A 26,159-nucleotide genomic window follows, 5' to 3' on the forward strand; every position below is an offset into this window, starting at 1 on the left:
TATTACGAACGTTCTATCATTTTCTTTCCTATAATTACAAAAACCATATAGCTTATCGCAGGAATTCCAATCCATAGTAGTTCACTATAAATCACACGTAATCCCCATTCACTAAAAAAGCGACTTGCTCCTATTGGAGATACTTGAATCGGACGCCATGGAAAGAAGTATCGGGTATTATCAAATGGAGCTAATAATGCAACGCCCATTCCGCCATTGGTTAGGGCATCTAATAAGGCATGTGAAATAGTACATAAACTAAAAAACAGGATATACAATAAACCTTTTTTGCTAAAAAGAACCCTACTATAAAACAACAAGGTTATGAGTATTCCAAAAAGCACACTAAAAACAATGGAATGCGAAAATCCACGATGTCCCCAGAAGCTTTCATAAGGGATTCCGTATTGAAACCCCAGTACATCTGCATCGGGTATGATAGCACAAACAATCCCTAGAATCCAGAACTTTTTGTCTTGAATTGTCTTTGAAAAACTAGTTCCGATTGCTACTGCGGTAAGTGCATGTCCGAAGATTGATGCCATGTAATGTTAGGGTTTTAAGTAATTGCAATATAAAACAAAAGGTTAGTATAAGGAGTTAATATTCTTATTAGCAATTCAAAACTAAAAACTGATAATCAAATATGTCAGTTCGAGTGGTTTTTCTGAATAATAATGAAGAAAAAATGTATGGAGAACAACGCTTTTAACATACTTCTCGATACTAAATTATATTCCGCTAATGCTACATCTAATTTCACTCGAAGTGACAACTAGAGAGTCTCATAACTAATAATTCAAAACTAAAAACTACTAATTAGTAAGCTGTTATATCTTCTGTAACGTACTCAACGCTTTTCCTATAGAATCTATTTTAATAAAAGTAATTAATAAGCGTAAACCACTTTTGGTTTCCTTTTCTTTCATCACACAGCTCTTTGGATTCTTTTGTACATACTGTAACATTCTTGTAAATGCTTCTGTTTGATAAAAATCACTTTGCTGATTAGAAACAAAATACCCAATCATACGCTTCTTCTTTAGGATGATTTTTTCCAATCCTAACGACTTTGCTAACCACTTAATACGAACACTATCGAATAAATCTACTACCTGTGTTGGAAACTCTCCAAAACGATCGGTAATATCACTTTCATACGCTAATAATTCTTCTTCTGTGGTTAAAGTAGACAACTTGTTATACAAGATTAAACGTTCACTTACAGAGTTTACATAATCATCTGGGAATAGAATCTCAAAATCGGTATCAATTTGAACCTCTTTTACATATTCTTTTGGTTTACCATTATCTTCTGAAACATATAGGTCTTTAAACTCGTTTTCTTTCAGCTCTTCAATAGCTTCTTGTAAGATTTTCTGATAGGCATCAAACCCGATATCATTGATAAATCCACTTTGTTCGCCTCCTAATAAATCACCAGCACCACGAATTTCAAGATCTTTCATGGCAATATTTAATCCACTTCCTAAATCAGAAAACATTTCCAACGCCTGAATACGTTTACGTGCATCGTCGGTCATATGATGATACGGTGGTGTGATGAAATAACAAAATGCTTTTTTGTTCGAACGTCCTACACGTCCGCGCATTTGATGCAAATCTGATAATCCGAAGTTATTAGCATTATTGATAAAAATGGTGTTTGCATTTGGTACATCTAATCCACTTTCAATAATAGTCGTAGAAATCAGTACATCAAACTCATTGTTCATAAAAGCTAGCATCAATTCTTCTAACTTTTTTCCTTCCATTTGCCCATGACCAATACCAATCTTTGCATCTGGCACTAGTCGTTGTACTAAACCAGCAACTTCCTTGATGTTTTCAATTCGATTATGAATAAAAAACACTTGTCCTCCACGTGAAATCTCATACGAAATGGCATCACGAATAGTTTCTTCAGAAAAACGAATTACATTGGTTTCAATGGGATGACGGTTAGGTGGTGGTGTTTTAATTACCGATAAATCACGTGCCGCCATTAAGCTAAACTGTAAGGTACGTGGAATAGGTGTTGCCGTTAGTGTTAAGGTATCTACGTTTTCCTTAATGGTCTTCAACTTATCTTTCGCTGCTACTCCGAACTTTTGTTCTTCATCAATCACCAACAAACCTAAGTCTTTAAATTTGATGTTTTTATTGGTTAACTGATGTGTTCCTATCACAATATCTACACCTCCATCAGCTACCCCTTCTAAAACTCCTTTACGCTGTTTTGCGGTCCTAAAACGGTTTAGGTAGTCAATTGTAACCGGAAAGTCTTTTAATCGCTTAGAAAAGGTTTTAAAGTGCTGAAACGCTAAAACTGTGGTTGGTACTAAGATGGCAACCTGCTTTCCGTTGTCTACTGCTTTAAATGCAGCACGAATGGCAACTTCTGTTTTACCAAATCCTACATCACCACAAACCAAACGATCCATCGGTTGCTCTTTTTCCATATCAGTTTTTACATCTAGTGTAGCTGTAAACTGATCTGGAGTATCTTCATACAAGAAACTTGCTTCCAACTCGTGTTGCATATGTGTATCTGGTCCGAAGGCATAGCCTTTTTCTAGTTTACGTTTTGCATACAGTTGAATTAGGTTAAAGGCTATTTCCTTAACACGTTTCTTGGTTTTCTGTTTTACTTTCTTCCAAGCATTCGATCCAAGTTTGTAAATCTTCGGTGGTTTTCCGTCTTTTCCGTTAAACTTAGAAATTTTATGCAAGGAGTGTATGCTTACATACAAAATATCACGGTCGCCATAGACTAACTTAATAGCTTCTTGTTTGTTTCCTTCTACATCAATTTTTTGCAGTCCTCCAAACTTTCCAATTCCGTGGTCTATGTGTGTTACATAATCGCCCACTTCTAATTTTGTGAGTTCTTGAAGGGTAATGGATTGCTTTTTAGCATATCCGTTTTTCAATCGGAATTTATGGTAGCGTTCAAAAATTTGATGATCGGTATAACACACAATTTTGTTATCTAAATCAACAAAACCTTGGTATAATGGAAATACAATAGTTTCATAGGAAACCTCTTGTTCGTTATCGTCAAAAATATCCTTAAAACGCTGTGCTTGTTTATCATTGGCACAAAAGATATAGTTGGTAAATCCTTTTGCTGAAAACTCATTGAAATTCTGAATTAACAGGTCGAACTTTTTATTGAAGGAAGGTTGCGGGTGGGTATCAAAAGCTATTTCATTTGCGTCTCCTGTTTGTCCTCTTCCTAAACTTGTCCTGGTAAAACTTTCTAGGTCTTTTCGAATCAATGCTCCATTACAAAACAGCTCTTCCGGTTTTGCATGGTTGATTTCTTTAGATAATTCTTCAAAAGACAACTCTGCTTTGCGATAAAACTTGTCTAGTTTATCAGACAATAGCTCTAAATTCTGATAAAAAACTACGGTCTTTGAAGAGATGTATTTTAAAAAGCTTTCTCTACTTTCTTGCAATGCCTTGTTTTCTACATTCGGCATAATGCTTACTTTCTTCAGCTTGTCTGTAGATAATTGGGTTTCTACATCAAAGGTACGGATGCTGTCTACCTCATCTCCAAAAAACTCAATACGATAAGGTTCATCATTTGAAAATGAAAACACATCAATGATTCCTCCACGTACCGAAAACTCTCCAGGTTCAGTCACAAAATCGACACGATTGAAGTTGTATTCAAACAATACTTCATTCACAAAATCGAGCGATAATTGCTCTCCCATAGACACTTTTAAAGTATTCTTTTCGAGTTCCTTTTTAGTAACTACTTTTTCAAATAGGGCAGTAGGGTAGGTAACAATAATCGCAGGTTTTTTACGAGAGTTGATACGGTTTAATACTTCCGAACGTAAGAGCACGTTGGCATTGTCGGTTTCTTCTATTTGATATGGACGGCGATACGACCCTGGATAAAAGAGTACATTTTTATCACCTAACAACTGCTCTAAATCGTTTAAATAATAGGCTGCTTCTTCCTTATCATTACAGATAAATAAATAAGGTTTATCGGCTTGTTTAAAAGTTTCGGAAATAACAAAAGACAACGAAGAACCGACCAAATTCGATATTTGAAAATGGTTTTGTTCTTGTTGAAGCGCACTAACAATCTTGCTTACTTTAGCAGACTGTTGGTAGTAATTTACAATAGTTTGCTTGCTCAACGTACTAAAAATTTGAGCAAAGATACGGGGTTATTTTTTCTTGTTGGTTTTGATTGAGATAAATTGATACTAAAATTCTATTTCATTAATCAATACGGTATACATCTTGGTTAATTTGCAAACTATTGTAGTGTACTACAATAGTTTGCTCACTTAACAATTATAAAAATCTGAGATAAAATATGGGGTGGTTTTAAATAGAAATAGTAATTCCAGTCATAGTTTATACTTATCTAGTAATTCAACTAATGTTTACGCTTCCATTTAACAAGTATTAAACTTGAATCATTAATAAATATCTCGATGCACACATAGTTATGCATAAATTATGAAACTCACTTACGGCTATCCGTAACTCATTGATTTTTATCTCAAAAAAGGTTTTTACTGATTAATTTTAGTATAGTTCTAATTCAGTAACCTACGTAATTTGTTTTTAGTAATATTTAAAAATTATGATTCGTTTGAGTGATATTAAAGAGCAGTTTTCCCATTTAAACTTTATATGTTAAACTCTCAACCGTAAAAAACAATGAAATAAAAATTTCTTGATTTTATCAAAATGACTTTTTTATTTTTTACTCTTATTTTTTAAATGGACGTTTTAAGAATTTTGGAAACAACTTGATGCGAAAAAATTCGCATTATGACAGAAAAATGTTAGAATTTCAAATTTTGTTCGTAAGATTGATGAAAACTTATTTTAATTACTTTTTTAGATAATTTAAAACTAAAATCAACGAATCTATCTATCCTTTTTTTAAAATTGCTAAAAACACCCTTAAAAAAAGCCTGTTTTATCATGATTTTCTATAATTACAAAAGAGTTTATAAGAAAAACTAATATTGATTTTTTTAACAGATTTGCTTATTTTTCTAAAAAAGTTTTTCGTGACTTTTTGTTCAACCATGCTTCTAATAAAGTACAAGATATTTTAATTATTAAAACATAAAAAACCATGTCAATTTCAGATTTATATTCAAGTGGAAAACACAAACAGGAAATTGGTCATTTTGCAAGCATTGTTAAAATTGCAAAAACCGACCAAATTATTACAGAAGGAGAACAACGGCTTTTAAATCTTGCTGCTAAAAAATTACATATCAGTGATCATGAATATGAAGAAATTTTAAAGTCTCCTGAAAAATTTCCAGTAAATGCACCTGTAAGTTATGATGAACGTATTGAACGATTATATCGTTTAACCAAAATGATTTTTGCGGATGATTCTGTAGATAAAAATGAAGTTACTTTAATGCGAAAAATTGCTGTTGCTTTACAATTTCCTTTAGATAATGTAGAGAAAGTGTGCGATGAAGCTATCCATTTGGTAATGAATGATAATGATTTAGAGGATTTTACTACTGCAATAAAAAAAGTGAATGCTGTGTAAATAAAACATACTAAATTTGCGCTAAACTTGTTATACTATTATAAAACTATTACGATGATAAAAAAAGTTTTCTTTTTCGCCCTTATTTTTTCAATTACAACAAGTGCTATTGCCCAAAATTTAAATGACTCATGGCAAATTGGAGCCGGGATAGCAATTACAAGATTTAGTACAGATGACGCTAATTTTATTGGTGATCAACATATTTTTCAAGCTCCACGTTTAAACATGACAATGCCAGTTGGTGAGCGTTTTTCTATAGACGGAGCAATTTCTTTTAACACTTTTGAACCTGGCTTTATTAAGAATTCTGTAAAGTATTTTTCTATGGATGGATCGGTTCGTTATAATTTTGATCCGTTATTTGAAAACTTTGCTCCTTATGTATTTGCTGGTGGTAGTATTGTAGATTCTGAACTTAAAATGACTCCTACACTGAACATTGGTGCTGGAGGTATTTACTGGATCAATCAAGCTATTGGAATTAACCCTCAATTGTACTATAAACATTCATTTGAAGCTTACAGTAGTATGAGATCTCATATTCAAGGTACATTAGGCGTTGTTTTTAGACTTAATTGGGATAATATTTTTATTGGTGGTAACCATGCCGCAAGATCTTCTAAAGGTAGAATGCACTGTTTTTAAACAGTTAACTATAAAACAAAAAAAGCGGCAATTGAGCCGCTTTTTTTGTTATGATAATGTTGTTATTGCATTGTTTATTCGATTTATCGTGGCTTGTTTGCCAATCATAGCCATAATATCAAATAGGTGAGGGCCTTTTAAAGCTCCTACAAGACTTAAACGAAGTGGTTGCATTACTTTACCAAATCCTATTTCTTTTGCTGTAATCCACTCTTTTACCTTAGTTTCAGTATTTTCTGAACTAAAATCTTCAATACCTTCAATTACAGTTACTAATTCTTTCATTAAATCTGGTGTTCCTTCTTTCCATTGCTTTTTACTAGCTTTTGGATCGTATTCAGAAGGATTTACAAAGAAAAAGTTAGATAGGTCCCAAAAATCAGCTACAAACGTTGCTCTTTCTTTTACTAAACCTACTACTTTTTCTACATATGTACTGTCAGTTTCAATAGTATGATCAGCTAATATAGCTAAGTATAAATCTGCCAATTCCTTGTCAGATTTCTTCTGTAAATATTGTTGATTAAACCATTGTGTTTTTTCAGGACTAAACTTAGCTCCAGATTTACTAACTCTTTGTAAATCAAAACTTTGTATCAATTCTTCTAAACTAAATAGCTCTTGCTCTGTACCTGGATTCCAACCTAATAAAGACAACATATTTACAAATGCCTCGGCAAAATACCCGTCTTCTTTATATCCACGTGAAACATCTCCTGAAGTTTCGTTAGTATATTCTAAAGGAAATACCGGAAATCCTAATTTATCTCCATCACGCTTACTCAATTTCCCTTTTCCTACTGGCTTTAAGATTAATGGTAAATGCGCAAATTTAGGTGCTGTCCAATCAAACGCTCTGTATAACAACACGTGTAATGCCAATGACGGTAACCATTCCTCTCCACGAATTACGTGAGAAATTTCCATTAAATGATCATCTACAATGTTCGCTAAATGATAGGTTGGCATACCATCTGACTTAAATAAAACCTTATCATCCAATAAGTTAGTGTCAATTTTTATTTCTCCACGAATTTCATCTTGTAATACCAAAACTTCATCTTTTGGAGATTTAAAACGTACTACAAATTTCTCACCTGCAGCGATTTTCGCTGTCACTTCTTCAGAAGATAAGGATAATGAGTTTTGTAATTTCTCGCGATTATGCCAATTATAAATAAACGTCTTTCCTTTTTCTTCATGGTCATTTCTATGTGCAGTTAACTCCTCTGCTGTATCAAATGCATAATACGCCCATCCTTTAGCTATTAATTCATCGGCATATTTTTTATATAATTCTTTTCGTTCTGACTGACGATAAGGACCAAACTTTTCATTTCTTCCTGGACCTTCATCAAAAGGTATTTGACACCAATCTAACGAATCAATAATATACTGTTCTGCATTGGCTACGTAACGTGTTTGATCAGTATCTTCAATACGTAATACAAAAGTTCCGTTATGTTTTTTAGCAAATAAATAATTAAACAAGGCAGTTCTAACACCACCCATGTGTAAAGGTCCTGTTGGACTAGGAGCAAAGCGTACTCTTACGTTTTCAGTCATTTTTAAAATTCAATTTGAAAGCGCAAAGATACTTATCATTTTTTCAATTGTAAAGTGGTTTTTATGTAGAAAAGTAGGATGTTAAATCAAAAAGATTCTAATTTAAGAAACGACTATTTATTAATTCTTTTCCTATTGGTAAAAACGTCTTCGATGGTTTTCTTTTGTACAATAAACCTACATTTGGTAGGTCTAATAAAGTATTAAACCAACTACGGCTACAACTATTCTTAAATTTATTCCATAAAAAAAGCGAGTTTAACTCGCTTTAAAATTTTACATGTATTGGCAATAACCATTTAGGCAGAAAGAGTCCCAAGGAGGACAATCCTTTGCAGTAAAGCATCTAATATGCCATCCGCCACCATTAATGTTCTTTTGCTCATCCTTGTTTAGAGTAGATCCTAAACTTGAAATGTTTTTTAACATGATATAAAAATTTTAAGATTAGTTAGTGATTGCAATATATACCATACTTAAAATTTCCTTTTAAAAAACACCGTAAAAAAAGTAAGGATTTCCCTTACTTTTTAGAATTTATGGTATAAACCAAAGCTAATAGCTGGTTTTTTTGGAACATTTCTTCCAGAAAAAGCCCCTCCAAATCCAAGGTTTGCACCAAATTTATCGTTAAATTCTCCGATTAACTTTAAACCAAAAGCAGCATAACTTTGATCATTTACATACAATCCTGTTGCAATATTTTGTATTGGTTGTATTAAATCCCCATTTTTTAATGACATTACTCCGTCTAAAAACCCAGCAATCCATAACCAATCGATAGCTTTATATCCTACTTCACCACCTAGTTTATAGTTGCTACTATAATCGTTTGTTCTAATATCAAATCCTGTAAATGCCTGTACATACCAATTATCAAAACCTCTTCCTGCAATAACCAAAGGTGTAAAACTCCAAGCATCATAACCAGAACGTAAACCTGAAGCAGCTTCATAACTACTGGTATTTGCTTCTACCGTTAATTGCCCTGATAACAACCATTTCTTGTTAATAAAGTTGTGCTTTATTCCTAATTGAATGTTTCCAAGGGTTGTTTTAGACTCTTCTGTAATTATTGGTGTTGTAGCTACAGCATCTCCTGTTTGAATAAGTTTTAAAGGAATATTTCCAATTAAAGTAGTTTTATCAGATAATCCATATTCTGCATACAATTGTAAGGTATTGTCTGTAATTTCTCTTTGCGTAGCATAATCAGGATTTCCGTATAACTGATCGTAATTAGAAATTGTTGTAAAAGATAATTGAACATATCCCTCTCCTTTTTTCTTAGTCCAAGGACTTTGAGCTAATACAGAAAACGATACAAATAGTGCGGTAAAAATGAATAGTTTTTTCATGCCTTTTATATTTAAGTTTAAAAAATCACCTAATTAGTAGTACAACTAAGGTAATACTTACACAATTCTTTAACAAGAAACTTAGATAAAAAGCTGTAATTTTATAGTTATTAACAAAAAAAGGCTCATTTTTGAATAAACGAGAAAGATTTCGAATAAAAATGCTCAAATATAAAAGAAGACTACGAATTCGTGGTCTTATGGAGCGAGATGGAAATTTATTTGCATTTAGATCTCATGGCAGCCCTTGTAGTTGTTTTATTTGCAAATCTGATAGATATAGCCGAAAAATAAAGCATAAGCAAACACAAGATATTAATACACTTCAATAATACTGTATGACTTTTTTAAACAAAATAGAATATAAATTACAACAATTCAGTAAAAAGTTTTATTTAAACGAGTTGATAAAAGGAAGCATTTTATTTGTTTCTTTAGGATTACTTTACTTTTTCTTTACCGTATTTATTGAACATTTCTTATGGTTGCAACCTACCTATAGAACACTTCTTTTTTGGATTTTTATTGCTGTAGAGCTTGTATTATTAGTTCGCTTTATATGTTTTCCTATTTTTAAATTGCTGGGTTTAAAAAACGGTATTTCTCAAGAAGAAGCCTCTAGAATTATTGGAAATCACTTTCCTGAAGTAAAAGACAAACTATTAAATATTCTTCAACTAAAACAAGACAGTAATCAATCTGATTTATTAATCGCAAGTATTGAGCAAAAGTCAACCGAATTACAACCGATTCCATTTTCAAAAGCAATCAATTTTTCAGCAAACAAAAAGTATTTAAAATATGCGCTGATTCCTGTTTTAATTTGGCTAGTTTCTTTAGTTACCGGTTTTAACAAAAACATTAACCAAAGTTTTGATCGAATTGTAAATCACCAAACAGCTTATGCTCCTCCTGCACCTTTTTCATTTTTTCTTACTTCAAACGATTTAAATGTGATTCAAGGTGATCCTTTAACTGTATATATAGAAGCTAAAGGAGAAGTACTTCCGAACGCAGTTAAAATAAACTTTAATAATCAAGAGTATTTTATGCAAAACGAAGGGGTAGGGTTATACTCGTATACTTTTAACAATATTCAAGAGGAAATAACCTTTCATGCATCTTCGAATAATGTTCGTTCTACAACGCATACTATAAACATTATAAAAGCTCCTTCTATACAAAACATAAGCATGGAGTTAATTTACCCACGTTATACAGGTAAGAAAAATGAGCGCTTAGAAAATTCAGGAAATACAATTGTTCCACAAGGAACATTCATAAAATGGAACGTTAAAACGATTGAAACTGATACAGTTAATTTCATTAACAATGAAAAAACTGAAATTTTTACACAAAACGAACGCAATGATTTTTCGTACGAGAAAAAAATTCTTAATCCGCTACAATATCAAATAGCCACTTCTAATTCATTTTTAAAAAACTACGATAATTTACAGTTTAGTGTTGATGTTATAAAAGATGAGTATCCGCAAATTATCGTTAACTCAAATATTGATAGCATTAGTAGAGGAGAGGCTCAATTTGCTGGAAAGATTTCAGACGACTATGGATTTAAAAAATTAGAATTAGTGTACTATGACGTAACTCAACCTCAACTCCTAAACACACACACTATTTCCATTGGAAAAGAAAGTATTCAAACCTTCTTCTATTCTTTTCCAGATAACTTGAATTTAGTTGAAGGAATCAATTACGAACTATTCTTCCAGGTTTTTGATAATGATGCCGTAAATGGAAGCAAAAAAACAGTAAGCAAGAAGTTTTCTTACAGACAGAAGACCAACGAAGAAATAGAACAAGAGTTATTAAATGAACAAAAAGATTATATAGATAACCTTGAGAACTCACTTCAAAACCAGCAAAAAAATAAAAAGGCACTCGAGAAGGTTCAATTTGATATTCAGAATAAAAAGAATATGAATTGGAACGATCAAAAGAAGATTCAAAACTTATTAAAAAGACAAGAGCAGTATCAAAAAATGATGCAGCGTCAAACTGATAAATTACAGGAAAACCTAGAAGAAAAACCTTCTCAAAATGAAAAACTTCAAGAGAAAAAGGAAGATTTAAAGAAACGTATTGAAGAGTTAAAACAACTAGAAAAACAACAGAAAACTTTAGATGAATTAAAAAAGCTTGCAGAAAAATTAAACAAAGACGATTTACTAAAAAAAGCGAAAGAACTAGCTTCTCAAAACAAACAACAAGAACGAAGTTTAGAACGAATTTTAGAACTAACTAAACGTTTTTATGTTGAGCAAAAAACAATGCAAATAGCAGATAAATTAAATGAGTTAGCTAAAAAACAAGAAGAGCTTGCCAATAAAGAAAGTTCGTCAGAAGAACAAAAAGAAATACAAAAGGAGTTTGAACAAGCTAAAAAAGAACTTGACGATTTAAAGAAGGAAAATGAAAAATTAAAACAGCCAATGGACATTCCTTCTATGGAAGAAATGAAAAAGGAAGCTGAAAATGAACTTAACAAGGCACAAGAAAATTTAGACAATAAAAAACAGTCAGACGCAAAAAAGAACCAGAAAAAGGCGGCTGAAAAAATGCAGGAAATGAGTCAGAAGATGCAAAACTCAATGCAATCAATGAGTGCCGAAATGGAAGAAGAAACCATGGAAGGAATGCGTCAAGTATTAGAGAATTTAATCACCTTTTCTTTTGACCAAGAATCGCTAATGAATGTATTTTCTAGTACAAGTTCATCTCATCCAAATTTTGGAAAAAATTTACAAAAACAGCATCAGTTAAAAGCATATTTTGAACACATTGATGATAGTTTATTTGTTCTTTCAATGAAGAACCCAAGAATAAGTTCTAAGATTCAAAATCATTTAGCAGATGCGCATTACAACTTAGATCAATCTTTAGAGAACTTTGCTGATAATAATTTTAGAAATGGTCTTTCTAATCAACAATATGTAATGACTGCTGCAAACAACTTAGCAGATATGTTAAGTAACACCTTAGACGCTATGCAAAACCCTAAACCAGGAAGCGGAAAAGGAAATGGAAAAGGAAAGTCTTTTAGTTTACCAGATATTATTCAGAAGCAAGAATCTCTAATGGAAAAAATGAATCAAGGTATGCAAAAGAAGAACCAAGGTCAACCAAAAGATGGAGAAGGAGGTAAGCAAAAAGGAGAAGGAAAACAACAAAACGGCAAGGATGGACAAGGTGATGATTTAGATGGCGAATTGTATGAGATATATAAAGAGCAATCTGAATTAAGACAACAGTTAGAAAATGCTATAAAAGAAGGAAGAGATGGAAACGGAAAAGCGAAAAATGCATTAAAACAAATGGAGCAATTGGAAAATGAAATCTTAGAAAAAGGTTTTACCCAAGAGACTATTAATAGAATGCAAAGATTAAACTATGAATTATTAAAGTTGGATAAAGCTACATTTGAACAAAACAGAGATAAAAAACGTAAATCTCGTACCAATTTTAATAATTACAAGAATTCCAATGCTAAACAGCTACAATTTAAGAAGTTGTTTTACAACCAAACAGAGATTTTAAATAGACAATCACTACCTTTGCGCCAAAATTACAAAAAGAAGGTGCAGGAGTATTTTAACTCGCCTCAAAAACAGGAATAACTTAATTCTAACATATTTTATTTAATAATCGCTAATGAATACTTTTTTAAAATTTTCATTTGTATTGCTATTTGTATCTATAAGTTATGCAAATAATACAATTACAAGTCTAATTAAATTACCTAAACACTTTAAAGTTGACCATACTTTTTCAGGTGATTTATCTAACACTACCTCTTTCCATCTTATTTTTTCAAAGAATAAAAAGAATAAACTACATACAATTCACCCTTATATTTTTGATGGAAATGATATTACAACCCTAGAGGCTATAACAAATGAATTTGCTTATAATATTGTTTCATTTCATAAAGAAGATACGGTCCTCTCGTTACTTTTAAGTTTTACAAAAGATAAAAAAGAGTTTATTAAAAGAATCGATATTGATTTATCTAGTAATTCAATCAAAGAAAATGAAGCTATAAACCATGAAGATTTTAGCACATCAATAAGAAAGAAAAACAGTTCTATTTTAGTTTATAAGAATAAAAAAGAATTTAAACTTATAGCATTTAAAGGAACCGATAAAGTAAAGACACTAACTTACACTTATGACAAAAACTTTGATAAGTATAGAGATTTTTTTGATTCACATATAGAAGCCGTTAAAACTGATGAATTCGTTGCCAACGGATCTGTAGCTAAATTACGTGCTTATCTAGATGACTCAAAACTTATTTTCACCAAAGAAAATACAATACATGGGTATACTGAATATCTTTCAATCCCACTTAATAAAGAAGAATTGATTCCTTCAAATATTACATCTTTTAAAAACAGAAACTCAGAAGGAGCATATAAAAAAATCACATCATTTTATCACAACAACAAGCTGTATCAATTTGCAAACAATAAAAAAACAGGAAGTATAAAAATACATTCTTTAGACAATGGAAATTCATCTACGATAAACATAGATCAATCACTATTAAAAAGCTTGGTAAAAACAAATCATTTTAATGGCTTTGAAGCTTTCTTAAAAGCAGCTGGAAAGAACAAACATAACACAACGATTACTGTAAATAAAACAAAAGATGATAACGTTAAGGTACGTGTAGATTATGTAGATATTGAATACTCTTATCATTACAATTGGTGGTGGCATCATCATATGATGCATATGAATATGATGCACCAACAAATACAATTTAGTGCTCCAGCAGGTTTTGGTCCCACTCAACCGAATGACATTCATTTTAATAATTATGAGGCCGTAAAAGAAAAAAAGTATTTCGAGTTTGTAATTGATAACGAAAATAAACTTGTAAATAATACGTTATCTGAAACGACTTATAAAGAAGTAGACAAGAAACATTTTATTGATAAATTAGAAGAGATTAGTGATTTCAAACATGAATCTAGTTGTTTCCTTAAAGCTAGTTTTAGGTTTATTGTATATTCAAGAAACTTAAAAGGTTTTATTATTCAAACTAACAATATTTAAGTTATGATTACCTTTAACTACGAGAACGATTTTAAATTAGAAAATGAAGCAAAAACTTCTGAGTGGATACAAAACTGTATCGAAAAAGAGGGGTTTGAATTAGGAGAGCTTACCTATATTTTTTGTAACGATGATTACTTACACAAAATAAATGTTGAGTTTTTAAACCACGATACTTTAACCGACATCATTAGTTTTGATTATACCATGGGAAGTTTAGTAGGAGGAGATATTTTTATTTCCACAGAAAGAGTTGCCGATAATGCTAATGATTTTGACACTACCTTTGCAGATGAATTACATCGTGTAATAATTCACGGCGTGTTACATTACATGAAGTACAAGGATAAAACAAACGAAGAAAAAGAAATTATGCGTTCTAAAGAGAATGCTTGTTTAGAAATATTAAACCAATAAAACCTTAAAGTTCCACGTGGAACTGAAACAAAAAAAATGAGTTTATATAATACAGTTTATGATGTTATTGTAGTAGGAGGAGGGCATGCTGGAAGTGAAGCAGCAGCAGCTAGTGCCAATATGGGTGCACACACATTACTTATTACAATGAACTTACAAAACATTGCCCAAATGAGTTGTAACCCTGCAATGGGTGGAATAGCTAAAGGGCAAATAGTTCGAGAAATTGATGCATTAGGAGGTTATAGCGCCATAGTTACAGACAAGACAGCTATACAATTTAAAATGCTAAACAAATCAAAAGGACCCGCTATGTGGAGTCCAAGGGCACAATCAGATCGTATGCAATTTGCAGAGTGCTGGAGAACCATGTTAGAACAAACCGATAATTTAGACTTCTATCAAGATTCAGTAAACGGATTAATCTTCGATGGGGATAAAATTACAGGTGTTAAAACCGCATTAGGTTTAGAAATAAAAGCTAAAACAGTTATTGTAACTGCAGGTACTTTTTTAAATGGATTAATTCATATTGGTGAAAAAACTTTTGGAGGTGGTAGAGCAGGAGAGGGTGCTTCAACTGGAATTACAGAAGATCTAGTTGCTAAAGGTTTTGAAGCAGGAAGAATGAAAACTGGAACACCACCACGTGTAGATGGACGCTCTTTAGATTATTCTAAAATGACTGAACAACCAGGAGATGATAATCCTGAAAAATTCTCCTACTTACCTATTACAAAAAGTTTAACCAAACAACGTTCTTGTTACTTAACATATACAAATCCTGAAGTACATGATTTACTTAAAGAAGGTTTTGATCGTTCACCAATGTTTAATGGTAGAATCAAATCTACAGGACCACGATATTGCCCTTCTGTTGAAGATAAAATAAATCGTTTTGCAGAAAAGGAACGTCATCAAGTATTTGTTGAACCAGAAGGATGGAATACTGTTGAAATTTACGTAAACGGGTTCTCTACTTCTTTACCTGAAGATATTCAAGACAAAGCGATTCGATCTATACCAGGATTTGAAAAAGTAAAATTCTTCAGATATGGATATGCAATTGAATACGATTATTTTCCACCAACACAATTGAAACATAACCTAGAAACTAAATTAATTGAAAATTTATTTTTTGCAGGTCAAATAAACGGAACTACAGGATATGAAGAAGCCGCAGCACAAGGATTAATGGCCGGAGTAAATGCAGCTCTTAAAACTCAAAATAAAGATCCTTTTATTTTAAAAAGAAGTGAAGCTTATATAGGAGTTTTAATAGATGATTTAATCACAAAAGGTACAGAAGAACCATATAGAATGTTTACATCACGAGCTGAATACAGAACATTGTTAAGACAAGATAATGCAGATATCCGTTTAACAGAAAAATCATATAAAATAGGTTTAGCTAAGCAAAATCGTTTAGATAGAGTTCTTCAAAAGAAAAACAAAACAAATTCTCTAATCAAATTCATTGAAGAGTTAAGCATCAAAAAAGAAGAAGTTAATCCTATTTTAGAAAGAAAAAACTCTGCATCTATTAATCAATCAATGAAGCTGGTAAAGATCGCTTCTCGCCCTCAAATAGAATTATCAGATTTACTTTCTATTGAAAAACTAAATTCTTTTATCACGGAAAACGAAATTGATTCTGAAATTATAGAACAAGTAGAAATACATTTAAAGTACTCTGGATATATTGAAAAAGAGAAAGCAAATGCAGATAAATTAAATAGATTAGAAAGTGTACCTATACCTTCTAATTTTGATTACACCAAAGTAAAATCATTATCATTTGAAGCAAGAGAAAAACTAAGTAAAATACAACCAACAAGTATTTCTCAAGCAAGCAGAATTAGTGGTGTATCTCCAAGCGACATTTCCGTATTACTCGTTTATATGGGTAGGTAATAAAAAGCAATTTTTGCAAAAAAATAAAAACGTTCCATGTGGAACGTTTTTATTTTTTACGTAATATTGTATCGTAATAGAATTATATGTTCCATGTGGAACATTTAAAAAATCAACTCAACTTGAACAACCCAAAAGAGCTCTACAAAGATTTAGAACCTTTGTTGAACTGTATTGATTATACCGTTAGTAAAGAAAGCTACGAAGTGATGTATAATCAAACTTATGATTTATTAGTCACTTCCCCAGTACCCTCTAACCTTGATAAATATTATCAAAGCGAATTATATATATCGCATACTGATAGTAAGAAAACTCTATTTGACAAAATATATCAACTCGTCAAAAATTATTCTCTAAAAAAGAAATTGAAACTAATCAATTCTTTTAATACACAAGAAAAAGATATATTAGATATTGGTGCTGGAACAGGTGATTTTCTCAAAACATGTGTCAACGATAATTGGAATATTACCGGTGTAGAACCTTCAAAAAAAGCAAGAACCATTGCACTTGAAAAAGATATCAACTTAGAGGAAAAACTAACAGATATAGAAAATAAAAAATTCGATGTAATAACTCTATGGCATGTATTAGAACATGTACCTAATTTATTTGAATACATTGAAGTTTTAAAAGAACTACTTAAACCAAATGGCAAATTAATTATCGCTGTACCTAATTACAAAAGTTACGATGCAATTTACTACAAAGAACATTGGGCCGCATTTGATGTTCCAAGACATCTTTGGCATTTTTCTAAAAAGAGTATTCAAAAAATATTTTCACAGTACGGATTTCAACTTGAAAATATTCTACCAATGAAATTTGATTCTTACTATGTTTCTCTATTAAGCGAAAAATATAAAACAGGAAAATCAAACCCTATTAAAGCCTTTTATCTTGGTTTTAAATCAAACTTAAAAGCCAAAAAGACCAAAGAGTACTCTTCACACATTTACATACTTAAAAAATAGGTGAATATTGATTTTAAAAGCTCTTAATAGATTTTTAAGTATTTAAATATCTATATACCTTACATAAAAAATAAAACCTCTTAAATCGCTTATTTAAGAGGTTTTTATATAGTTGTAATTTATTGTTTTATACTTAACAATAAGTTTTACTTATTTAATAAAAATACTGTAAAAATTGAAATTACAAAGTAAACAGCTAAGGTCATTGCACCAGCATAATCTTTAGCCAAACGTTGTCCTACTAATAAAAAAATTAAAGTCACTGCAGAAAGCTCAGCTCCAATTAAAGCCATCTCATGATTACCTGTGGTAGCCAAATGAAAAATTCCAACAAACATTAAAGCACCAGCTAATAATTCTAAAACTAAAATAACAGCCAATAATAACGGTACCATATTTTTTAAAGGTGAGTTTTTAAAATGGTCTTTTATAAAAGATAAGTTTCCATTCCAATCTGTTACCTTATCTATACCTGATTGTAAAAAAGTAACTATTAAAAATAATAAGGCTAAAATTTCAGTAATGTTTTTTTGTATAAGTTCCATATAATCGATTTTTAGCAAATATAAGTTATCTCCTTCTTAGTTGTAACATTTTCTAAAAATTGCGTCTTATACGATATATAAGCTATATATTTAAAGAAAAATTACTAACTATTAAAAATTAACACCATGCCTATTTATTTGTATCCCTTTATTTTCTTCGGAATAATAATCTTACTATCCTCTTTCTTTATTGTAAAACAACAAACCGCGGCTATCATAGAGAGATTTGGTAAATTTCACAGCATAAGACACTCAGGATTACATTTAAAAATTCCATTAGTAGATCGAATTGCAGGAAAACTAAGTTTAAAAATTCAACAATTAGATGTAATTGTTGAAACAAAAACTTTAGATGACGTTTTTGTTAAATTAAAAGTTTCTGTTCAGTACAAAGTTATCAGAGATAAGGTATATGAAGCCTTTTATAAGCTTGATTATCCGCACGACCAGATTACTTCATATGTATTTGACGTTGTGCGTGCAGAAGTACCTAAAATGCGTTTAGATGATGTATTTGTAAAGAAAGATGACATTGCAATTGCAGTAAAATCAGAATTAAATGACGCAATGATGGAGTATGGTTATGATATTATAAAAACATTAGTTACTGATATTGATCCTGATTCTCAAGTAAAAGAAGCTATGAACCGTATTAATGCAGCAGAGCGTGAAAAGGTTGCCGCACAGTATGAAGGTGATGCACAACGTATTTTAATCGTAGAAAAAGCAAAAGCAGAAGCAGAAAGTAAACGTTTACAAGGACAAGGTATTGCTGACCAAAGACGTGAAATTGCTCGCGGATTAGAAGAATCTGTTGAAGTATTGAATAAAGTTGGTATTAACTCTCAAGAAGCTTCTGCTTTAATTGTGGTAACTCAACACTATGATACTTTACAATCTATAGGTTCTGATACAAATAGTAATTTAATATTACTACCTAATTCTCCTCAAGCTGGTAGTCAAATGTTAAACGATATGGTTGCAAGTTTTGCCGCAAGTAATCAAATAGGTGAAGCCATGAAAGAAGCAAAAGCCAAAAAGAAAAATAACGAATAACAATAATTTATATACCTTTTTAAAAACCTGATTTTTCTATTTCAGGTTTTTTTTATTAAATTAATTACCAAAATATGATAATAACAACCACAAACACCATTGAAAACAAACCTGCACAACAATATCTAGGAATTGTTACAGGTGAAACAATTATTGGAGCCAATTTTATTAAAGATTTTTTCGCAGGTATTAGAGACATTGTAGGAGGTAGATCTGCATCCTATGAAAAAGTACTAAGACAAGCTAAAGAAAGTGCCTTAAAAGAAATGCAAGACAGAGCAGAACAACTTGGAGCTGATGCAATTGTTGGGGTTGATTTGGATTATGAAACTGTTGGACCAAATGGTGGAATGCTTATGGTTACGGCATCAGGTACGGCCATTAAATTTTAATACCTCATAAAATGTGATAAATAACATACTAAAATGGTTGAATAAACCCTATTACTCACCAATTTATAGCACTTATAACTTAATTGTAAGTGTTGTATTTGGTTTAATAGTATCCTTATTTCTCATTGTATTTCAACCTTTTAGAATACACCTTCTAGGAGAAAATTTAGTTCTCTTTTGTTTTGGATTTGGTTGCATTTCTACAATATCTATTATTTTAATATTGTATTTCCTACCAAAACTATGTAAAGCTTTTTTTAATCCCGAAACTAGAACGGTTTTTAAACAATTTATTCTATTAAATGTTACGGTAATAACCATTGGTACTATTTCATATCCATACAACATTTATATTCGACAAAGTATTGGACAAGAGCAAATAGCTGGATACCTTCAAATACTGTCTTACTCATATGCTATTGGATTTTTCCCTATTTTATTTTGGCTCTATTTTGATGAAATAGAACTACGTAAAAAAAGAAAAAAAACTACAAAATATATTAATGAGCACAATCATTTTAGTACTAACATAATACATGAAGAATCCCTATTTTCTTTTACTTCATTACAATCTAATAATCAAATAACACTAGATATTAATAAACTTATATATATAAGTTCTGAAGGAAACTATGCTAGTTATTTTATTGATGAACCAACTGGTGTGAAAGAAATTTTATTTAGAACTACTCTATCTAAAATAGAACAAGATTTGAAAGCTTATAAAAATATCATACGTTGTCACAAATCATACATCATAAACACAAGGTATATTAGTGAATATTCTGGCAATGCAAGAGGCTATTTAATAAAAACAACCAAAACAGATTTTAATATTCCTATATCTCGAAGGTTTTCTAAAAACGATTTAAAAGATTTCTTAAGTTACTAAACTTCCCATTCATCACTTTTAAACCAAATTAAATTCCTATTCATAACAAAATCAATTATTTAATTAAATTTATTATTAGTTTAGTTCCAATGAAAAAATAATGGATTTCGGGGGACTTTCATTATCTCTTTAAAAAGACAAAAGCTCAAATCTAAATATTTAGATTTGAGCTTTCTATTTCTTGAATAAGTACAATACTTATTTTTTCTCTTCTATTTTATCGTCTCCTTCAGTTTTACTAGCATCTTTAAATTCTTTAATACCAGAACCTAAACCTCTCATTAATTCAGGAATCTTACGTCCTCCAAATAGTAATAAAACTACTACTAATATGATGATAATTTGATATCCTCCAGGTATTCCTAAAAATATAGTATTTGAAATCATTTTCTTGAGTTTTAACGCTGCAAAGATACAAAATTAACTTCTGTGTTCAATAACTCCGCCAATTACTTTTTTATCTTTTAAAACCTCTGGATTTCCTTTATAGAAAATACTTCCGCCAAAGGAAACTTTAGCATCTAAAGTTTCTCCAGATTGTATTTCTACTTTTGCACCCGATCCTGCTTTTACCACACATACATTTGAGATCATCATGTTATAACCATGATAAGTTCCTCCAAGATTAGCATCTACCGTTTGGTTCTTTGCTTTTCCAGAAAGCTTTATAACACCTCCTGAAGACGTTTTTACTTTTAAATGCTTAGTATTTACCACAAGATTGATAAAAGCTCCTTCCTGAGCTTTAATTTCAATTTTAAGTTGATCAAAACCTTTTCCAGTAATTATAGCTCCCTCATTACCATCAATAATTTTTAATTCTTTTTTGATGTACAATTTCGCTTTTACTTTACCTTCAGCCATAGTTTCAGGAAACCTCAAAGAAATTTTTAAAGTAGTATCATTCTGTTTAATCTTTACCTTTTCAGCTTTTTCTCCAGTAATTACAATTTTCTGTTCTTCAGATTGAATGATCTCTAACTCAATACCATTATATACCTTAAGCTCAGAAAATTCTCCTAATTCTTTTGTTATTGTTGTTTGAGCACTAACCAAAGATGTTAGTAGAAACAAACTTATATAGATTATTTTCTTCATAATTCACATATTTAAATAGTACCATAAGTACTACTACTATAAAGACTATTTTATCTTTTTATTGTTGCAGTTATCAAATATTAATGAGAAATTAATTCAAAATCTAAATGCTTACGTTCTAAATCAGTATGCTTAACCTTAACTACGACTTCATCACCTAATTGAATAATATTCTTATTAGCTTGTCCAACTGCCGCATATTGTTTCTCATCAAAAATATAGTAATCATCCTTTAAATCTTTGATACGAACCATTCCTTCACATTTATTAGATTTAATCTCTACATAAATTCCCCATTCAGTAACACCAGAAACAACTCCTTCAAAATCAATATCTTTATGATCTTGCATATACTTAATTTGCATATACTTAATAGAATCACGTTCTGCCTTAGATGCTAATTCTTCCATTTTAGAAGAATGTTTGCAACGTTCTTCATAAATTTCTGCTTTTGGTGAATTTCCTCCATCTAAATAATGTTGTAGTAATCGATGTGTCATTACATCTGGATAACGTCTGATGGGAGATGTAAAGTGTGAATAATAATCAAAAGCCAATCCGTAATGTCCAATATTCTGCGTAGTATATTCTGCCTTACTCATTGATCGAATAGCCAACGTTTCTACCATATTAGCCTCTGCCTTTCCATGAACATCAGTTAAAAGCTTGTTTAAACTATCAGATGTTTTCTCACGTGTTTCAGTATTAATCTTATAACCAAACTTACTCACAATATTTTGTAATGATTGTAATTTTTCAATATCTGGTTCATCATGCACACGATATACAAAAGTTTTATTTGTAGCCTTTCCAGCCTTAAAACCAATAAATTCAGCTACTTTTCTATTAGCTAATAGCATAAATTCTTCAATCAATTTGTTAGCATCTTTGGCTTCTTTAAAAAAGACTCCTATTGGATTTGCCTCTTCATCTAAATTGAATTTTACTTCCACCTTATCAAAAGAAATAGCACCTGCTTTCATACGTCGCTTACGTAACTTCTTTGCTAGTTCATCCAATTTCAAAATAGCTTCTACTATATTTTCATCAACCACATATTCTTGATCAATTAAAGAAACTTCTTTAGGTACTATATTGTTCTTATTTTCAATAATTGCTTGTGCTTCTTCATAAGCAAAACGTTTATCTGAATAAGTTACAGTTCTACCAAACCATTGATCAATTATTTGCGCTTTTTCATTCATTTCAAATACAGCAGAAAAGGTTAATTTTTCTTCTTCTGGTCTTAATGAACAAACTCCATTACTCAACATTTCTGGCAACATAGGAACTACTCTATCTACTAAATAAACCGAAGTTGCCCTATCATAAGCCTCCTCATCCAATTTAGTTTTAGGTTGCACATAATGCGAAACATCCGCAATATGAATTCCTATTTCATAGTTACCGTTTTCTAATTTTGTAAAAGATAACGCATCATCAAAATCCTTTGCGTCTTTTGGATCTATCGTAAATGTTAGATCTCCACGCATATCGCGTCTTTTACGAACTTCTTCTGGAGTAATTTCTATTGGTAAATGAGAAGCTTCTTCTTCAATTTCTTTAGGAAACTCATAAGGTAAGCCATACTCTAACAAAATTGAATGGATCTCTGTATTATGTTCTCCTGGTTTCCCTAATACCTGTACAATTTTACCAAAAGGATTTTTAGAATTATCAGGCCAATCAGTCAGTTTAGCTAAGACTTTATCACCGTGTTGCGCATCACCAAGTTTACTTTTTGCAATAAAAATATCAGCATACATTTTTTGGTTATCTGGTAATACAAAACCAAAGTTCTTACTCATTTGTAGTGTTCCAACAAATTCATTTTTAGCTCTGTTTAAAACTTCTACTACATCTGCTTCTAATTTCTTACTCTTTCTTTTTGTATAAACATATGCTTTTACAGTATCATTATGTAATCCTCTATTCAAATTAACTGAAGGAACAAAAATATCATGTTCGAAATCGTCGCTCATAAAATATGCATTCCCATTTGAAGTTACATCCAATGTACCAATATGGTAATTTCTTTCTTCATTAATTTGAAACTTTCCTCTATCTATCTCTACTATTTTTTTAGAAGCTGTAAGTTCTACTAGTTTTTGAAGTATTTGGGTTTTTCCATCAGTATCAGAAATTCCCATTTTCGACGCAATTTGTTTGTAGTTGTAAGATTTTTCAGAATTTTCGTTTAAAATCTTGAAAATGTTTCTAGTTAAATCTTTAATTATTTTTCCTTTTTTCTTGTAAATTTTCTTCTTTCTTGTCATTAAATCTTTCGTCTTAAATATTTGGTTAGCAAAGTACAAATAAAATCATTCACTTATCTATTAAATAACTGTTATAAATTCTATTTTGTACATTGGCAAACTTTATATCATTATTTCACTTATGAACAATTCTTGGTTTGTTATTGTAAATCCAAATGCTGGCAATGGAAATTTTAAAAAATTATGGGCACAAATTCAACAAGAATTAACCCATAATAAAATTTCTTTTGAGTTTGAATTTACAACTCACCACAAACATGAAATCGAACTTGTTCATAAAGCCATATCAAATGGTTTTTCTAAAATTATTTCTTGTGGTGGTGATGGTACTTTGCATCATATTGTAAATGGTGTAATGCGTCAAACAATTATCAACAATGATGCCGTTACTATTGGTGTTATTCCTCTCGGAACAGGAAATGATTGGATTAAAACATATCATATTCCAAAAAATACATCAAAAGCAATTCAAATAATCAAAAACCAAAACTCTGTATATCAAGATATTGGGTATTTAAAACTTGAAAATACTTCTTCATATTTTAACAATGTTGCTGGAATAGGATATGATGGTTATGTTGTTAATAAACTAAATAAACTCAAACGCTTTGGACCCATAGCGTACTTATTAAGTGGACTTTCTGGTTTACTTTTTTACAAACGAACACCTTTTAGGCTTGTTGTTAACAATTCAACTGTAACGGATACTTGTTTAATGACACTTTTCGGAATTTGTAAATACTCTGGAGGAGGAATGCAACTTACTAAGTACAAAAAAAGTAATGATGGTTTATTAGATATTACTTTTGCTAAAAACCTGAATATCTTAGATTTAGTTTATAATTTAAACAAACTCTATAACGGCAAAATTACTTCACATAATAAAGTAACAACCTATGTAACAGATAAAATTACTGTTACACCAACAAAACATACAGATCTTCCTTTTATTCAAGCCGATGGTGAACTAATTGGTACTGGAGCAGTTGAAGTTAGTATTATACCAAATGCAATACAGTTTATTATTCCTTAACTCGTAAAAGTTAAAAAAAACTTAAGAAAATTGTAACGTTTGTTAAAATTATTCGTCTTTATTAATAGAAAGGCGTTATAAATGAAAAACTTACGTAAAATAATAGCTTTATTTTTATTCATATTTATAGCAGGTATTGCAGTTACCGCTATAAGTATTAACGCTACTTTGAACAAAAAGAACCCTACGGAGGCAGAAACAGTGAAGGTAAAAGATACCGTACACTTAGTTAAAAGCCTAAAGAAGACCAAATCGGCTTAATCTTAACATTCATACTTTTTAATTTTACCTAACCTTCTCTCTTAAGATCTATTCTATATTTTCTTTTCACTGTACTATATTTTTCATTACGATTAGTAGCGTTACTTTTTTTAAAATTTAAACGTTATTAACATATTATATAATTAATAAAAAAGATTTTAAAAATTTAAAAAAGAATATAGTTGTTATTATAGCTTGTGAATATGTAGAGTAAAAAGTAGAAGTAATATTTGGTTTTATCAGTTATTAAAAAATAATAACAAGTTATCAGTGTAATAAAATCTTAAAAATCAACTAGAAAATGTAGTTATTAACAAAAGTTATAAACATTGTTCAACAGTTTTTATTGAATAGTTAATTTCATTTTTACTGTAAATAAATTGTAAATTTTATGTTGATAAATGTTCATTAAAATCTCAAAAAAAAAGTTGCATAATTAAAATGAGTTCTTGTATTGTAAATTTTATGTAAATAATCAAATCTTTTTTTGAAAACATACAATTAGTTCTTAACAATTTATTTATATTATGTAACCCCTTAAGCTACAGTAGGTTATTAAGAATGCTGAAAAAAGCATTGTTAATTACTGTTGATAACCGTTAATAACTGTATTTTTGTGGTTCACAACTAAATTAAAATCAACAAATTATGACAATTGCTATTGGTAATGACCATGCAGGTACCGAATATAAATTTGAAATTGTTCAACTTTTAGAAGAAATGGGCCATAAAGTAATCAATTTTGGAACAAATACTAATGATAGTATGGATTATCCAGATACGATTCATCCAACTGCTGAAGCTGTTGAAACTGGACAGGCAGAAATGGGAATTATTTTATGTGGTAGTGGAAATGGTGCTCAAATGACTGCTAACAAGCATCAAGGTGTTAGAGCAGCCTTATGTTGGAATAACGAATTGGTTGAATTAACACGTCAACATAATAATGCTAATATATTAACGATTCCAGCTCGTTTTGTGTCTTTACAGCAAGCTTTAGGTTTTGTGAAGTTATTTTTAACTACTGAATTTGAAGGAGGAAGACATGCTAATAGAGTTAATAAAATAGCATGTGATTGTTAAT

General features: G+C 30.6%; 21 protein-coding genes. 13 read left to right on the forward strand and 8 right to left on the reverse strand.

All coding sequences use genetic code 11. The annotated features are described in order from the left end of the window. Positions 1-2: 2 nt before the first annotated feature. Positions 3-545 carry a metal-dependent hydrolase gene (locus ABNT22_RS00360; RefSeq protein ID WP_348718281.1) on the reverse strand — a complete coding sequence of 181 codons (543 nt, stop codon included), beginning with the start codon at positions 543-545 and terminating at the stop codon, positions 3-5. A 285-nt stretch (positions 546-830) separates the two neighbouring features. Beyond that, positions 831-4,166, reverse strand: a complete 3,336-nt coding sequence (gene mfd, locus ABNT22_RS00365; protein WP_348718283.1) for a transcription-repair coupling factor — start codon at positions 4,164-4,166, stop codon at positions 831-833. A gap of 959 nt (positions 4,167-5,125) precedes the next feature. Here mfd and ABNT22_RS00370 point away from each other — a divergent pair. Both ABNT22_RS00370 and ABNT22_RS00375 read left to right on the forward strand, forming a co-directional pair. After that, positions 5,126-5,560 (forward strand): TerB family tellurite resistance protein, encoded by a 435-nt coding sequence (locus ABNT22_RS00370; RefSeq protein WP_348718285.1) that lies wholly within the window; start codon positions 5,126-5,128, stop codon positions 5,558-5,560. Positions 5,561-5,614: 54 nt separating this feature from the next. Beyond that, positions 5,615-6,208 carry an outer membrane beta-barrel protein gene (locus tag ABNT22_RS00375; RefSeq protein WP_348718286.1) on the forward strand — a complete coding sequence of 198 codons (594 nt, stop codon included), beginning with the start codon at positions 5,615-5,617 and terminating at the stop codon, positions 6,206-6,208. A 48-nt stretch (positions 6,209-6,256) separates the two neighbouring features. Here ABNT22_RS00375 and gltX read toward each other — a convergent pair whose 3' ends face one another. Together gltX and ABNT22_RS00385 are read right to left on the reverse strand one after the other, a co-directional pair. Then, positions 6,257-7,774: a glutamate--tRNA ligase gene (gltX, locus tag ABNT22_RS00380; protein ID WP_348718287.1), complete on the reverse strand. Its 1,518-nt coding sequence runs from the start codon at positions 7,772-7,774 to the stop codon at positions 6,257-6,259. Between the two features lie 530 nt (positions 7,775-8,304). After that, a complete protein-coding gene (locus tag ABNT22_RS00385) occupies positions 8,305-9,132 on the reverse strand; it encodes a hypothetical protein (protein WP_348718288.1) in 828 nt (275 codons plus the stop codon). 338 nt (positions 9,133-9,470) lie between these two features. Here ABNT22_RS00385 and ABNT22_RS00390 point away from each other — a divergent pair, with 338 nt between their 5' ends. The 5 genes from ABNT22_RS00390 to ABNT22_RS00410 all read left to right on the forward strand — a co-directional run bounded on the left by ABNT22_RS00390 (position 9,471) and on the right by ABNT22_RS00410 (position 17,522). Then, positions 9,471-12,770, forward strand: coding sequence for a DUF4175 family protein (locus tag ABNT22_RS00390; protein WP_348718289.1), 3,300 nt, complete (start codon positions 9,471-9,473; stop codon positions 12,768-12,770). Between the two features lie 34 nt (positions 12,771-12,804). Then, positions 12,805-14,214: a hypothetical protein gene (locus ABNT22_RS00395; protein ID WP_348718290.1), complete on the forward strand. Its 1,410-nt coding sequence runs from the start codon at positions 12,805-12,807 to the stop codon at positions 14,212-14,214. A gap of 3 nt (positions 14,215-14,217) precedes the next feature. Beyond that, complete coding sequence (ybeY, locus tag ABNT22_RS00400; RefSeq protein ID WP_348718291.1) at positions 14,218-14,631, forward strand: rRNA maturation RNase YbeY; 414 nt, start codon at positions 14,218-14,220, stop codon at positions 14,629-14,631. Positions 14,632-14,667: 36 nt separating this feature from the next. Continuing rightward, entirely contained in the window at positions 14,668-16,545 is a 1,878-nt protein-coding gene (gene mnmG, locus ABNT22_RS00405; RefSeq protein WP_348718292.1) for a tRNA uridine-5-carboxymethylaminomethyl(34) synthesis enzyme MnmG, read from the forward strand. Positions 16,546-16,667: 122 nt separating this feature from the next. Further along, on the forward strand, positions 16,668-17,522 hold the full coding sequence (locus ABNT22_RS00410) for a class I SAM-dependent methyltransferase (RefSeq protein ID WP_348718293.1): 855 nt from the start codon (positions 16,668-16,670) through the stop codon (positions 17,520-17,522). A 146-nt stretch (positions 17,523-17,668) separates the two neighbouring features. On the opposite strand, the gene ABNT22_RS00415 is transcribed toward ABNT22_RS00410, so the two are convergent. Next, a complete protein-coding gene (locus ABNT22_RS00415; protein ID WP_348718294.1) occupies positions 17,669-18,067 on the reverse strand; it encodes a DoxX family protein in 399 nt (132 codons plus the stop codon). A 126-nt stretch (positions 18,068-18,193) separates the two neighbouring features. Here ABNT22_RS00415 and ABNT22_RS00420 point away from each other — a divergent pair, with 126 nt between their 5' ends. The 3 genes from ABNT22_RS00420 (at position 18,194) to ABNT22_RS00430 (ending at position 20,407) form a co-directional block, all read left to right on the forward strand. Continuing rightward, a complete protein-coding gene (locus ABNT22_RS00420; RefSeq protein WP_348718295.1) occupies positions 18,194-19,123 on the forward strand; it encodes an SPFH domain-containing protein in 930 nt (309 codons plus the stop codon). A 74-nt stretch (positions 19,124-19,197) separates the two neighbouring features. Beyond that, complete coding sequence (locus tag ABNT22_RS00425; protein ID WP_348718296.1) at positions 19,198-19,515, forward strand: heavy metal-binding domain-containing protein; 318 nt, start codon at positions 19,198-19,200, stop codon at positions 19,513-19,515. Positions 19,516-19,528: 13 nt separating this feature from the next. Continuing rightward, complete coding sequence (locus tag ABNT22_RS00430; RefSeq protein ID WP_348721677.1) at positions 19,529-20,407, forward strand: LytTR family DNA-binding domain-containing protein; 879 nt, start codon at positions 19,529-19,531, stop codon at positions 20,405-20,407. Between the two features lie 198 nt (positions 20,408-20,605). On the opposite strand, the gene tatA is transcribed toward ABNT22_RS00430, so the two are convergent. The 3 genes from tatA to rnr form a co-directional block, all read right to left on the reverse strand. After that, on the reverse strand, positions 20,606-20,794 hold the full coding sequence (gene tatA / locus ABNT22_RS00435) for a twin-arginine translocase TatA/TatE family subunit (protein WP_348718298.1): 189 nt from the start codon (positions 20,792-20,794) through the stop codon (positions 20,606-20,608). Positions 20,795-20,827: 33 nt separating this feature from the next. After that, positions 20,828-21,505 carry a head GIN domain-containing protein gene (locus tag ABNT22_RS00440; RefSeq protein WP_348718299.1) on the reverse strand — a complete coding sequence of 226 codons (678 nt, stop codon included), beginning with the start codon at positions 21,503-21,505 and terminating at the stop codon, positions 20,828-20,830. A gap of 80 nt (positions 21,506-21,585) precedes the next feature. After that, the gene (gene rnr, locus ABNT22_RS00445; RefSeq protein ID WP_348718300.1) at positions 21,586-23,781 is read right to left on the reverse strand and encodes a ribonuclease R; all 2,196 of its coding nucleotides are present in this window, start codon (positions 23,779-23,781) and stop codon (positions 21,586-21,588) included. A gap of 121 nt (positions 23,782-23,902) precedes the next feature. Here rnr and ABNT22_RS00450 point away from each other — a divergent pair, with 121 nt between their 5' ends. The 3 genes from ABNT22_RS00450 (at position 23,903) to rpiB (ending at position 26,158) form a co-directional block, all read left to right on the forward strand. Next, positions 23,903-24,814 carry a diacylglycerol kinase family protein gene (locus tag ABNT22_RS00450; protein WP_348718301.1) on the forward strand — a complete coding sequence of 304 codons (912 nt, stop codon included), beginning with the start codon at positions 23,903-23,905 and terminating at the stop codon, positions 24,812-24,814. 81 nt (positions 24,815-24,895) lie between these two features. Then, positions 24,896-25,075: a hypothetical protein gene (locus ABNT22_RS00455; RefSeq protein ID WP_348718303.1), complete on the forward strand. Its 180-nt coding sequence runs from the start codon at positions 24,896-24,898 to the stop codon at positions 25,073-25,075. A 648-nt stretch (positions 25,076-25,723) separates the two neighbouring features. Continuing rightward, positions 25,724-26,158, forward strand: coding sequence for a ribose 5-phosphate isomerase B (gene rpiB / locus ABNT22_RS00460; RefSeq protein ID WP_348718305.1), 435 nt, complete (start codon positions 25,724-25,726; stop codon positions 26,156-26,158). Position 26,159: the final 1 nt, after the last annotated feature.

Source organism: Tenacibaculum sp. 190130A14a (assembly GCF_964048965.1).
Taxonomy (GTDB): Bacteria; Bacteroidota; Bacteroidia; order Flavobacteriales; family Flavobacteriaceae; genus Polaribacter; species Polaribacter polynesiense.

What these genes read in the sequence shown, in the direction of transcription:
- ABNT22_RS00360 (WP_348718281.1), bottom strand. Translation starts at nt 545, where the DNA reads ATGGCATCAATCTTCGGACATGCACTTACCGCAGTAGCAATCGGAACT.
- ABNT22_RS00370 (WP_348718285.1), top strand. Translation starts at nt 5,126, where the DNA reads ATGTCAATTTCAGATTTATATTCAAGTGGAAAACACAAACAGGAAATT.
- ABNT22_RS00375 (WP_348718286.1), top strand. Translation starts at nt 5,615, where the DNA reads ATGATAAAAAAAGTTTTCTTTTTCGCCCTTATTTTTTCAATTACAACA.
- gltX (WP_348718287.1), bottom strand. Translation starts at nt 7,774, where the DNA reads ATGACTGAAAACGTAAGAGTACGCTTTGCTCCTAGTCCAACAGGACCT.
- ABNT22_RS00385 (WP_348718288.1), bottom strand. Translation starts at nt 9,132, where the DNA reads ATGAAAAAACTATTCATTTTTACCGCACTATTTGTATCGTTTTCTGTA.
- ABNT22_RS00390 (WP_348718289.1), top strand. Translation starts at nt 9,471, where the DNA reads ATGACTTTTTTAAACAAAATAGAATATAAATTACAACAATTCAGTAAA.
- ABNT22_RS00395 (WP_348718290.1), top strand. Translation starts at nt 12,805, where the DNA reads ATGAATACTTTTTTAAAATTTTCATTTGTATTGCTATTTGTATCTATA.
- ybeY (WP_348718291.1), top strand. Translation starts at nt 14,218, where the DNA reads ATGATTACCTTTAACTACGAGAACGATTTTAAATTAGAAAATGAAGCA.
- mnmG (WP_348718292.1), top strand. Translation starts at nt 14,668, where the DNA reads ATGAGTTTATATAATACAGTTTATGATGTTATTGTAGTAGGAGGAGGG.
- ABNT22_RS00415 (WP_348718294.1), bottom strand. Translation starts at nt 18,067, where the DNA reads ATGGAACTTATACAAAAAAACATTACTGAAATTTTAGCCTTATTATTT.
- ABNT22_RS00420 (WP_348718295.1), top strand. Translation starts at nt 18,194, where the DNA reads ATGCCTATTTATTTGTATCCCTTTATTTTCTTCGGAATAATAATCTTA.
- ABNT22_RS00425 (WP_348718296.1), top strand. Translation starts at nt 19,198, where the DNA reads ATGATAATAACAACCACAAACACCATTGAAAACAAACCTGCACAACAA.
- tatA (WP_348718298.1), bottom strand. Translation starts at nt 20,794, where the DNA reads ATGATTTCAAATACTATATTTTTAGGAATACCTGGAGGATATCAAATT.
- ABNT22_RS00440 (WP_348718299.1), bottom strand. Translation starts at nt 21,505, where the DNA reads ATGAAGAAAATAATCTATATAAGTTTGTTTCTACTAACATCTTTGGTT.
- rnr (WP_348718300.1), bottom strand. Translation starts at nt 23,781, where the DNA reads ATGACAAGAAAGAAGAAAATTTACAAGAAAAAAGGAAAAATAATTAAA.
- ABNT22_RS00450 (WP_348718301.1), top strand. Translation starts at nt 23,903, where the DNA reads ATGAACAATTCTTGGTTTGTTATTGTAAATCCAAATGCTGGCAATGGA.
- ABNT22_RS00455 (WP_348718303.1), top strand. Translation starts at nt 24,896, where the DNA reads ATGAAAAACTTACGTAAAATAATAGCTTTATTTTTATTCATATTTATA.
- rpiB (WP_348718305.1), top strand. Translation starts at nt 25,724, where the DNA reads ATGACAATTGCTATTGGTAATGACCATGCAGGTACCGAATATAAATTT.